The organism is Dehalobacter sp. 12DCB1 (assembly GCF_004343605.1).
Classification (GTDB): domain Bacteria; phylum Bacillota; class Desulfitobacteriia; order Desulfitobacteriales; family Syntrophobotulaceae; genus Dehalobacter.
The window spans coordinates 1-11557 of sequence record NZ_POSF01000002.1 but is presented as its reverse complement, the minus strand read 5'-3'; the positions used below and the strand labels follow the sequence as shown (position 1 = coordinate 11557).

Below are 11557 nucleotides of genomic sequence, written 5' to 3'. Positions count from 1 at the left end.
CTCCTAACGTTCCCGTTCCGGTCTCTTTTCCTGCCGCTGCGGTGCAAGCATCCGGTTCATCCTGCCGGAAATATCACCGGCAGTTTCTCGAATGGTTGAAAGCTCGGCGCGAATCTCCTGTGGATTCATGCTTTCCAGCATTTCCGGAGCGTGGTCGAAACGGTAGCTGCTTGTATCCGCACCGTATTGCTTACAAAGCATATATGACGCACAGTAGGCATGGAAGCCATTCTCAGAACGGCTATAATCTCCGTCGCCTTTGTCCATTTCGGCATGGGCCAGTTCCTGGGATAGGGTGCGGAAAATATTTTCCGCGTCCATGCCGCGCCGGATTTGAATTTCCCGCGTGTCCGGCTGATACAGCGCGTTTGTGCCTTCCGGCAGCGTATCACTGATACGAATAGGAACAGGGGCGTGATCCATCAGCGCCTTAATACGGGTGCGGTCGTCGGGATAGGCCGAAGTCTCGTGTTTTAGGGCTTTCCCGGTCTGGGAAATGTCGAACATCTTTTTGGGGTTATAGCTGATGGCGCTGGTGCCGTCGTCGCGCTGGTATTCCTCCCCTGGTTCCAGGATGTAAAAACCGCTTTCCTTTTTGCGGATATAGATGCCTTGCTCTTTCCAAGTATCGAAATCTGCAATACGGGTAGCATTCGGTTTTTGGGCAAGGATTAAGAGGGCGTTGGAAACGCTGTAACGGTCAAAGCGGCTTTGTACATCCAGATAGCTTTGAAACTTGCTGCTTTCCCGCGCCACTGCTTCCGCAGTGTCGTCGATCAGTGAGTATACCATTTCCCGTTGCTCCTGCTTCTGCTGCTTCCATGTCTCTTTGTCAAAAGGTCGGTCGTTTCGGGGGGCAGGGGCTTCATTTTCCTGCCGGAAAAGATCATCAAAACTGCTCATAGCGTCTTACCTCTCTTTCGGTTTTTTTGATTTGGACTTTGATTTCTGCCTGTTTGATTTAGCTGTCTGTTTTGTAGTTTTCTGCATTTCTTTAGCAGGCTCGCGCTTGGCTTCCGCCTGCTCCTTTTGAGCCTCCCGGATTTCCTTCAATTCCTGACGGACGGATTTCCGTTCCGGCTCAACTGTACCCTCGGCGGTTTTCCCGCTGTGCTCTGAGGTAGGCTCGGACGGAAGGGGTTTCTCCGCCGTCGCCGTCGTAGGGTTTGGGTTGTCAGGCTGTTTGGTGGCAGGCTCCGGCTGTGTGGGTTTTGCCATGAGTTCGTCCAGGAAAGCATCCGCGCTTTTTTCGGCGGGCGTTCCCATTATGGGAGGCACTTTTTCGTCCGGGCCTTTTTTATCCGGTGCAATTTCCTTTTGCTTGGCCGCCCTGGATTTTTCGATCTCGCTTTTGATGCTTGCGGTGTCCACGGTAGCCAGCTTGAAACGTTCCACGATGCGGTTGATTTTGGAGGCGTCTTCGGCCCGTACCATGATGTCGCACATCTCGTCCAGATTCTTTTTGTCCCGCAGGGCGCAGTATAAAATGCCGTAGCGTCTGGCTTCCTGGGTGAATTTCTGCAAGTCCTCGTTTCTGACTGTAAAGACTTTCAGTTCCTTGCCGCTGCGCAAAAGCGTTTCCAGACGGGTTTTACCTCTGGTTTTCTTCTGATCTCTCAACACAGCGTACAGGTAGGTGGCAAGGTTTTTCGCGCCCTCGCCGGAGATTCTGGCTAGTACCTCAATTCCTTTAAAGGTCATATTGACGATCTGATCCGCTGCGTCGGCTCCGTTGTTCATAGGTCTTTTCCTCCTTCCTTTGCTGGATTTCCTCCTGCTTAATCAGGGAAAGCTTTTTCTGCATCTCCCCAGAACGGGACAGGATGTCCGCACAGAGCTTTACTTCCTTACGGAGCAGGCTGATTTGTTGGGAAAGCCCGGCAATCTGCCCCTTGTATGCCGAAACTTGCTTATCGTTCTTGCACCGGCGTATCCGGTTGTAAAGAGCTTTGCGGGAGTCAAACAAAGTAGTCATTTCCTGCTGTAATCCCTGCTTATAAGTGAGAAGCTGCTCTTTGCTCGAAATATGGCGGGCGCAGAGTAGCTTTGTTTGGGCGATAAGTTCCTTCATGTGCCGGAGATCCTCGCGCAATAAAAAATGCGTCCTTTTACTGGACGCGGATTTTTTTGGCAAAATGTCCATTTTATAGAGGTAGTGAAGGTAAAGTGCCTGCATACCGGTAAGCTTTTTTGTGGTTTTCAAGTTCTTACTACCCCGGATGGCATAGCGTTTTCGCTTTGGCTCCGGAAAGGAATGTGGCCGTTTCGGAGCGCGGTTTCGAAGAATCCGCTGCTTAATAGCTTCCTCGGCATAATCGTCGCCCAAAGTTTTCAACCGAACGAAACGTTCTTTTCCCGGGGGACGCACCGCCATATATTTTACACCCGTTTTTACCTCGTAGCCCTGTTGACGCAGGGTGACAATAAATTGCGTGAAGGTAATGGATGCGGCAACGGCTTTGTCCACATCCTTGCGGATGAGGCCTCGCCAGGTGGGTTTTCCTTCCTGTTCGGACTGCCACTCGGCGTGGTGCTTGGATTTGCCCCACTGCGGGTTTTCGATGACGGACAGGGCGTATTCCCGACATAGCCGGTCGGAAGTCTCCCGCATGAGGGCATAGGTAGCGTTGTTGTCGTAGTACCGCTTGCCGTCCGCGAAGGATACGGAGTTGAGAACAAAATGATTATGAACGTGATGCTTGTCAATATGGGTGGAAACCACCACCTCAAAGCGGTTACCCCAAAGTTCTTTTGCCAGCTTTACGCCGATGTGATGGGCGGCTTCGGGAGTAGCTTCTCCCGGCATAAAGGATTGATAGCCGTGGAAGGCAAGGATGCCGTCGGTTTTCTGGAATTGCAGCTTTGTCCGGGTCATTTGCTCACAGGCAATAACCGGATCACAATTGATGCCGGTTACGTAAAACTGTTTTTCTGTCTTATCGTCCTGTGCGGTATATTCCAGCACGTTGCGAAGCCCCTGGAAATCCGGATTTGAGAAATCGAGGTTCTCTGTTTTCTGGGGATTAACGGCATAGTTGATTATCCGATCAAGGCGGTCCTTTACATCCCATATTGCTGTGGTCGCCATCTTCATTTCTCCTTTCCGGTGACGTGACCGCCGCCTGGATGTCCAGCACGGTCTTTCTCAGCCGGGTGGCTTCATACTGGAATAGAGTCCGGTCAATGTGCCCCGTGGCATTGGCCTTGGCAGCGATTTGGTTTAAGTTGACGCCAATGGCGCGAAGCTCGCGCATCATGGCGTAGTAATCGGGTGGGGGAAGTTCTTTGGGCACATAACCGTTAATAAGAGTACGGATAAAGGTTTCCTGGGACAGACCCGATTTCTTTACCTGCTTGGCAAGGTTCTGCCGTTCTTTGGTGTCCAGCCGTACAAGAATTGGAATATTGCGTTTTCTCATCGCGCCTGCTCCTTAGGCTTGGGCTGGGAGAGTTCCTTTTCCTTTTGCATGGCAATCCGCGCAGCCTGATTGAGGATGGCGGGATGTTCATATAAGTTTAGGGCGAAAATACGCAGAGGCTCTTTTTCTTCCGCAGGTGCCGGTTGGATTTCCGGATAGCGGTTCGCCCAAGCTTTGACTTCACTGGAGTAACGCTCGTCCCAAGGAGCTTCCCGGATTGTGTTGGATAGCAAAAGGGACACATTCTCCAAGCTATGCGTCCCAATAAGCTGTTCCATAAACTTCTTTAATGTGTTGCTGTTGTACGCCTGCGATAAGGCACAGTCATCCATCATGGCTTTTTTGCAGCCCCGCAATTTGTAGTAGTATTCATTACTCCATTGGTCTATAGTGTCATAATTTCCCATTCATTTTCCTCCCTTTCCTATTAAATGTTCTTATAAAAATACATAAAGGCGGAGCCAATGTCATCGCCTAAAAATAAGCATTCATTTGTAATCAAAAGGCCGCGGAACGAGGAGTGTCACCCACTCAGCGTACGGCGGCCCGATCCCCGCGAGCGCTTTGATGTGCCATCATTCATGATTCAGTGCATGGGCACATGAAAGCGGGAGTAAGACGGAATAGGAATACCCATGGGCCCTGCATTTTTTTGGGGTTTTAGGGGGGCATCCCCCTAACAAGCGAATTTGGCTAGCCAAATTCAGTGCTTGCTGCAACACAAGACATCAGTCTTGTGTTGTAAAAAAGTCACGATTGGTCTCAATAAATACCTGCCGAAAAGAAAAGTCTGCCAGTCATCGTTCGCACTCGCAGAACCAAAATATTTATTGCAAATACTAATTATAAGAAGGAAATAAAAACCTGGTTATCATATTCGTCAATCAGGTTTTTGTAAACGTAATTGTCTTATTTTTAAGGTTATGCTTGTGTACTTAATACACGTCCATCAACAAGAATTCCGCAAGATGCTTGTGCTTAACGCCCTCCACGTTATCATTCCAAAAATCATCCATTGTAACGACGTATTTCGGATAATGGTCTTTGATGGCCAGCAGCGGAGCAAACTCGCGGTTAATGGTTTCCTGGGCGACAGCGGGTGTGTAGGATACTTGAACGTAGACTTTTTCATTTTTTCTTTCGGCAATGAAGTCAACCTCTTTGGTATCGAGCTTTCCTACAAAAACACGGTAGCCCCTTCGCTCAAGCTCCAGCATAACGATGTTTTCCAGTATCCCGGCAATCAGCCTGTCTTTGTAGCCCATGACCGCATAGGCCAAGGACTGATCCCCAATATAATATTTTTCGTTGGTTTGTAAAATCTCTTTGCCCTTGATGTCATAACGGGGAATTTTTCTGACGATATAGGCGCTTTCCAGGGCGTTTAAATAGTTGTAGACAGTATTTAAGTCAATCTTGCGCTGCTGGCTTTTAAAATAGTCGGCCACATTTTTTGCGGAAAAGGTATTGCCGATGTTATCAAACACAAACTTGACCACCCGCTCCAAAAGTTCGATGTTGCGGATGTTATGCCGCTGCACGGTGTCGCGGAGGATTGCTGAAGAATAGATGTCGTTCACAATGCGGTAAGCCGTATCTTCTTCGTAATCACCGATGTGGACGGCGGGAAACCCGCCAAGACGGATATAGTCCCTGACTTCTTCCCGCATATTAACCGGCTTCGCGCCCGTACGCACTTCTTTAAACAGCAGATATTCCCTGAAAGAGAGAGTGTTGATTTTAATCTCGATATAACGGCCTGCGATGTAGGTCGCAAGTTCGGATGACAGCAGGCGCGAATTTGAGCCTGTGATATACAAGTCGGAGTTGGCGCCTGCCAGCAGAGAGTTGACCGCTTTCTCCCAGCGCTTGACTTCTTGGATCTCATCTAAAAGGATATAATATCGGCCTTCACCAGTCATACGTTCTTTAAGATAATTGTGCAGCTTCTCCGCCGTATTCAAGTCGGAAAAATCAAGGTTCTCAAAATTGATATACAGGATGTTTTCCGGTGCAACGCCGTTGCTTTGAATCTCATCCCGTAGCATCATCAGAATAGAGGATTTTCCGCAGCGCCGGATGCCTGTAATTACCTTGACAAACGGTTTCCCGATGAACGGCCTGATTTGCTTCATGTATAAATCTCTTTGGATCATGATAACCACCGCCTTATTTGTATTATACCACAAAACAAGGCAAATATACATGAAGCGTTTAGGGTTATAACCATATAAATCTATGAAAATATTTTATATTTTGCATGCTATCGTTGCTTTCTAGGTGATAACAGGCAAATAATAAAAAGATTATCGTTCCTGTCCCCGTCGTTTTTCCAATATATTTCTCAGATAATCGTTCATATCCTTCCCGCGCTTCGGCGGTTCGCCTGAAACAGCGTAAGTAGGGGGGAGGATGGTTTGAAGGGTGTTTGCCGCCAGCCGTCCCGCCGTATCGTTGTCCAGATGTAACGCAATTTCCTTGATCTGCGGGAAGTCTTTTAAGTATTGGACGAGCGCGGCGGGTGGGGTGCTTTGTTCAATAATCTTTTTCGGTTTATAGATTCCCGCAAGGGACAGACAGTTTTCCTTTCTCCAGTCCTTGCCGGAAAGCAGCTCCAGCGTGCCGTAGGAAAGCAGATCAATGGCGCTTTCAAAAAGATGAAGCTTACGGCTTTCCTGCCATGCCGGAATGGAAAAGGAAAAATGCTTGTCGCTTCCTTCGGCTTCCCCTAAAAACCGCTTGCCGGTTGTTCCACGAAACGTCGCATATTTGGGAACACCCTGGCGGTTAAAACCGACAAATACAGCATTATGATGTTTGCGGCTTTCGTATAGCCGTCCGGTCCGGATGCTGTATTCAATTAAAGTCCTATGGATGCCGCGCCCGGAGAGATAAGCAATCACACAGTTGTTGTTTTTGTTTTTTTCCGGCAAAAGCAAGTTTCTCTGGTTGGTGGGTTCTTGTGCTTTTGACGGGACGGGCGGCATGATAGCCGCCCGTCCGTCTATCTGAAGGACTGCTTCAGGGAGCGTCATATCTCGAACCTTGATGAGATAGTCCAATGCAGAGCGCCCGCCGATACTGCGCGACCACCAGCACCATTTTCCGTTACTGATTTTCAGGCTGTCATGAGTGCGGGTGGTATAGACGTTGCCGGAAAAGTGCACCAGCTCATGCGGCTCATAATATTGCAAATAAGTCAGCAGATCCATTTGCTTGGCCCGTTTAATCTGCTCTGGTGTTACGTAAGGCATTTCTTTATCACCTCACCTTTCATAGCCCACAGCTTTCTTTTCTGGAACATCTATATCCTCGTCAGGCTCGCAGTCGATCACCTCGTTTTCATGTTTATCCATGTTGAGCAAAATGTTCAGCTCTGCCAGTCGCGCAGACTTGGTTTGCAGCTCCTGTTCCTTTTCAAAGGGGATGTCAATCTGTTCTTTAGCCGTTTCCATCTGCTGGCGAAGGGTGTTTAATTGCTCCCGGCAATACTCCAGTTTTTTTGGCATTTCAGCAAGGGCATTGTTAAGTCGGGTAATATTCCCGTAAATGTCCGTACCCAGTGATACTGTATGACTTAGAGCGCCTTGCAGGGTGATTTGATATTGCTTATGGAAGCTGTCAAAGGAAAACAGCATTGGAAAACCCATGTAGCTGCCCAGCTCCTGCGGTTCGGGAGAAGTCATCAGCTTACATGCTTCCAGAATTGCCGCGCCTGCCTTGGCTTTTTCAGTGTAGGCAACGTTTTTCACTGTCATGCCTGCAAATTGGCTGTCTTCTGTGTTAGCTTCGGTGGGTTCCAATACGCTGTGCTGCTCATACAGGGTAAGGTCTTTTTCATAGCCCGCAATGCGTTCCTCGGTGGTTTTGATCTGATGCGGATAATGCTTGAGCAATCTGTCTTCCAAAGCATAACGCTGGCTTAAGTGGTTGGCTTTCAGTAATTTCAGCTTGGAAACCTGAATGTCTAAATCCATCTTCTCTTTTATAAACGGGTTACCTGTCGCCAGTGCCTTGACTTCGGCATAGGAAAGGGCCGTTTCATCAATGTCCTCGGCGCTTCGCACAGGGGATTTGCTGGTCATAATCTGGGAAATAAACCGCTGTTTATTCTCCAAAACCTGATAGAGATAGGCGTCAAAGGTGTTTTTTGTCACATAGCGGAAGATATGCACCTCGTCGTTATTGTTTCCCTGACGGACAATCCTGCCGCTTCGCTGTTCCAGATCACGGGGACGCCAAGGGCAGTCCAGGTCGTGAAGGGCAACCAGCTTATCCTGTACGTTAGTCCCGGCCCCCATTTTAAAGGTGGAGCCTAACAGGATTCGTACCTGTCCCTTGCGCACCTTGGCAAACAGTTCTTTTTTCTTCGTCTCCGTATCGGCATTATGGATGAACGCAAGCTCATCGGCAGGGACACCACGGGAAAAGAGCTTTTGGCGTACATCATCGTATACGTTGAAATTTCCATCACCTTTAGGTGTGGACAGGTCACAGAACACAAGCTGCGTCAACTTCTTCTCTCTGTTTTCTCGCCAGAAACGGAACACATTTCCCACGCAGGCGTTTACCTTACTGTCTTCATGATCGGGAAGCATGGGACTCACCAACCGCTGGTCAAGAGCCAGCTTGCGGCCATCGTTGGTTATTTTCAGCATGTTGTCCTCATTCGGCTCTACCATCCGGTTGCGCACCCGTTCGGCACGCTCCGCTAGCTCAGCTACCATATCCTGCTGGAATTCGCTCGGCTTGACCGCAACATTATGGTAGTTGGCTTTCGGCACGGGAAGGTTAAGCATGTCCGCGGTCTTGATGTCAGCGATTTCCTTGAACATGTTCATCAGTTCCGGCAGGTTATAGAAGCGGGCGAACCTAGTTTTGGCCCGGTAGCCCGTTCCCTCCGGCGCAAGTTCGATAGCGGTAACGGTTTCCCCAAAGGTAGAGGCCCAACAATCGAAATGCTGGAGTCCGTTTATGCGCAGAGCCTTGTATTGGAGATACCGCTGCATGGTATACATCTCGGTGATGGAGTTGGAAATGGGTGTTCCTGTGGCGAAGATGATGCCGCGTCCCTCTGTCAGCTCATCCAGGTAACGGCACTTGGCAAACATGTCGGAGGACTTCTGCGCCTCAGTCTGGGACAGGCCTGCCACGTTGCGCATTTTGGTGTATAAGAACAGGTTCTTGTAAAAATCGGCCTCGTCCACAAATAAGCGGTCAACGCCTAATTCTTCAAAAGTGACGACATCATCCTTGCGGCTGGTGTCATTGAGCTTATCCAACTTCAGCTTTAAGGTTTTCTTTGTCTTTTCAAGCTGTTTGATGGCGTAACGCTCGCCCCGCTCCTCCTTAAGTTCCTGGATCCCGTTGGTAATCTCCGCAATTTGCTCCTGCAGCTGCCGTTTTTGGCGCTCAGCGGAAATGGGAATTTTCTCAAACTGACTGTGGCCGATAATTACCGCGTCGTAGTCGCCAGTGGCGATTCTGGCGCAGAATTTCTTACGGTTTTTGGTTTCAAAGTCCTTTTTCGTCGCTACAAGGATGTTGGCTGACGGGTAGAGCTGTAAAAATTCCCCGGCCCACTGCTCGGTTAGGTGGTTGGGAACGACGAACATGCTTTTGTTACAAAGCCCCAAATGCTTGCTTTCCATGGCAGCCGCCGTCATCTCGTAGGTTTTGCCCGCGCCGACACAGTGTGCCAATAACGTATTGCCGCCGTACAGGATGTGAGCGACCGCATCCACCTGGTGCTTACGCAGAGTTATTTCCGGATTCATACCGGTAAACCGGATATGGCTGCCGTCGTACTCGCGGGGACGGATGGAGTTGAATCGGTCGTTATAGAGCCTGGTCAGTTGTTCCCGGCGCTGGGGGTCTTTCCATATCCAGCTTTGGAACGCTTCCTTGATGGCCTCCTGCTTCTGCTGGGCAATGGCGGTTTCTTTTTTGTTCAGCACACGCTTCTCAGCGCCGTCCTCATAAACCGTGTCGAAAATACGCACATCCCGGAGATTCAGGGTTTCCTCGATTATTTTGTAGGCATTGATGCGTTTGGTCCCGTAGGTGACATTGGCTTTGATATTGTCGCTGCGGTCGTCGCTTTTGCCCTTAACATTCCAGTTGGCGGTATAGGAGGAATAAAAAACGTCGATGTAGCGCCTGTACATAAGGGGAGTTTCCAAAAGTTCAAAGATGAAGTCCTTGACCACCTCTGGAGGCAGCCAGGTCGCGCCCAGCCGGACGTCGATTTCGGAAGCGTCCAAATCCTTCGGCTGTACAGCTTCCAGTGCCCTGATGTTCGGAGTAAGATGTTCCGCAAGATCAGGGCGCATTTCTGCAAGTCCTCTGGCAAGGCGCAGCTTATTCCTGACATTACCGGAAAGATATTCATCTGCTGTGACAAAGGGGCAACGGGTTATATCGAAAAAATCTTTCGGCACATGCGCAGGGTCTTGTTCTCCAAGGCTGCGGAAGATAACGCCTTCTAGGTGTTCTACAAGCTGTTCCTCGGAAAGCCCTGTGAGACCTTGCATGAAAACCATGTCCACACAGGCTTTTTCCGCAATGGAAATGGCCAGTGCTTCGGTGGCGGTATCCACATGGGTGACGACGGTGCGCTGTTTGATAGTGCGCTTGGTGAACATATCCGCCTTGCGCTCCAATTCGCCGTTCTCGTCCAGAATCTCCAGAGAGCAGAGCAGGCAGTAGGAGCTGTCGTCGGAGAAGGACATGTTGTTGCCGCGGCTGCTCAAAAGTCCATACTTTGCGACAAAGTCGTCATACAGGCGGTTCAGATTGCGTTGCTGTTCCCGGATAATTTCGTCTGAGTAATCCTCGGTTTGGTATTCGATGAGTTCACGGACACAGTCCCGGGTGGCGATCATGCCCCTGATTCGATTGGCCGCCGTGACGGAAACTTCTACCTTGTTCATCCGGCTGTTTTCGCGGTAATAGATTTCGCCGTCCACCAGGCAAAAGCTGAAATTTCGCACATTCGGATCTGCCGGGATGGAAGTATCCGCTTGTTCGGTGACATCATCAAGTTCGTATTCCGTGATTTCCGCATGGATGTTTTCCAGCGCCTCGCGCAAAAGCTCAGCAAGGTCGGCACCCTCATAAGGGATACAGGTAGTTTCGCTTTGATTGCCGTACATCCGGTCGTCAAAGGCCATCGTGCCCAGCACCATGTCCGGGTTGGCTGCGAAATACTGATTGATTGGCACGCCATCCTCAGTCGTGGAAAGATGCACCCAATCCGGTTCAATGTCGATAACCCGGTCGCGCTTTTGCAGGAAAAGGATGTCGGTCGTAACCTCGGTTCCGGCGTTGGTAAGGAAAGCATTGTTGGGAAGTCTGACGGCTCCCAATAGTTCGGCCCGCTGGGCGATGTACTTGCGGACTTCAGGGTTTTGCTTATCCATCGTGCCTTTGGAAGAGATAAAGGCGATTATGCCTCCGGGCCGCACCTTGTCTAAAGTTTTGGCGAAAAAATAATCGTGGATGTAAAACTTGTACTTGTCGTACTTTTTATCCGCTACCCCGTAGCTGCCGAAAGGCACGTTGCCTATAGCCAGGTCGAAAAAGCTGTCGGGCAGGTTGGTTTCCTCAAAGCCCTGCACTGCGATACTGGCTTGCTGGTAAAGCTGTTTGGCCATACGCCCCGTGATGCTGTCTAGTTCGATGCCATACAGTTTGGAGTTTTTCATGCTCTCCGGTACAAGGCCGAAAAAGTTACCGATGCCGCAGGCGGGCTCCAAAATATTGCCTGTCTTAAAACCCATGTTTTCCAGACAGGCGTACATGGCCTTGATGATGGTGGGGGAGGTATAATGGGCATTTAAGGTGGAGGCCCGTGCGGATGTATATTCCTCCTCAGTGAGCAGCTCCTTCAATTCGATGTATTCCTTCGCCCACTGGCTGTTCTGCTCGTCAAACACCTGCGGGATGCCGCCCCATCCGACGTAGTTTGAAAGGATCTCCTGTTCCTCCGGGGTGGCAAGGCGGTTTTGTTCCTCTAGTTTGTTCAATAGGCGGATAGCTGCAACATTCCAGCCATATTTGGTTTTTTGGCCGCCAGCGCCCAGGTTGTCGTCGATGATTCGGAAATCGACACGTAGTTGTTTTGGCGTTTCCTGCTG

8 protein-coding genes are annotated in these 11557 nt (G+C 49.8%); all 8 read right to left on the bottom strand.

Annotation, left to right across the window (positions count from 1 at the left end; translation table 11 throughout):
• Positions 1-3 precede the first annotated feature (3 nt).
• Positions 4-903 carry an ArdC-like ssDNA-binding domain-containing protein gene (locus C1I38_RS00640; protein ID WP_119775323.1) on the bottom strand — a complete coding sequence of 300 codons (900 nt, stop codon included), beginning with the start codon at positions 901-903 and terminating at the stop codon, positions 4-6.
• 6 nt (positions 904-909) lie between these two features.
• The gene (locus tag C1I38_RS00635; RefSeq protein WP_119775322.1) at positions 910-1740 is read right to left on the bottom strand and encodes a PcfB family protein; all 831 of its coding nucleotides are present in this window, start codon (positions 1738-1740) and stop codon (positions 910-912) included.
• The gene (locus C1I38_RS00630) at positions 1691-3088 is read right to left on the bottom strand and encodes a relaxase/mobilization nuclease domain-containing protein (RefSeq protein ID WP_119775320.1); all 1398 of its coding nucleotides are present in this window, start codon (positions 3086-3088) and stop codon (positions 1691-1693) included. Before C1I38_RS00630 ends, C1I38_RS00635 begins: the two co-directional genes overlap by 50 nt.
• On the bottom strand, positions 3048-3419 hold the full coding sequence (mobC, locus tag C1I38_RS00625) for a plasmid mobilization relaxosome protein MobC (RefSeq protein WP_119775319.1): 372 nt from the start codon (positions 3417-3419) through the stop codon (positions 3048-3050). Before mobC ends, C1I38_RS00630 begins: the two co-directional genes overlap by 41 nt.
• Positions 3416-3826: a DUF3849 domain-containing protein gene (locus tag C1I38_RS00620; RefSeq protein WP_119775317.1), complete on the bottom strand. Its 411-nt coding sequence runs from the start codon at positions 3824-3826 to the stop codon at positions 3416-3418. The genes mobC and C1I38_RS00620 overlap by 4 nt, the downstream gene beginning before the upstream one ends.
• A gap of 528 nt (positions 3827-4354) precedes the next feature.
• On the bottom strand, positions 4355-5575 hold the full coding sequence (locus C1I38_RS00615; protein ID WP_119775316.1) for an ATP-binding protein: 1221 nt from the start codon (positions 5573-5575) through the stop codon (positions 4355-4357).
• A 150-nt stretch (positions 5576-5725) separates the two neighbouring features.
• A complete protein-coding gene (locus C1I38_RS00610) occupies positions 5726-6673 on the bottom strand; it encodes a DUF3991 and TOPRIM domain-containing protein (RefSeq protein ID WP_119775314.1) in 948 nt (315 codons plus the stop codon).
• Positions 6674-6685: 12 nt separating this feature from the next.
• A partial coding sequence (locus tag C1I38_RS00605) for a DEAD/DEAH box helicase family protein (RefSeq protein WP_165904959.1) occupies positions 6686-11557 on the bottom strand: 4872 nt, incomplete at its 5' end.

Coding starts and splice junctions, on each gene's coding strand:
- C1I38_RS00615 (WP_119775316.1), bottom strand. CDS start 5,575: ATGATCCAAAGAGATTTATACATGAAGCAAATCAGGCCGTTCATCGGG.
- C1I38_RS00620 (WP_119775317.1), bottom strand. CDS start 3,826: ATGGGAAATTATGACACTATAGACCAATGGAGTAATGAATACTACTAC.
- mobC (WP_119775319.1), bottom strand. CDS start 3,419: ATGAGAAAACGCAATATTCCAATTCTTGTACGGCTGGACACCAAAGAA.
- C1I38_RS00640 (WP_119775323.1), bottom strand. CDS start 903: ATGAGCAGTTTTGATGATCTTTTCCGGCAGGAAAATGAAGCCCCTGCC.
- C1I38_RS00610 (WP_119775314.1), bottom strand. CDS start 6,673: ATGCCTTACGTAACACCAGAGCAGATTAAACGGGCCAAGCAAATGGAT.
- C1I38_RS00630 (WP_119775320.1), bottom strand. CDS start 3,088: ATGGCGACCACAGCAATATGGGATGTAAAGGACCGCCTTGATCGGATA.
- C1I38_RS00635 (WP_119775322.1), bottom strand. CDS start 1,740: ATGAACAACGGAGCCGACGCAGCGGATCAGATCGTCAATATGACCTTT.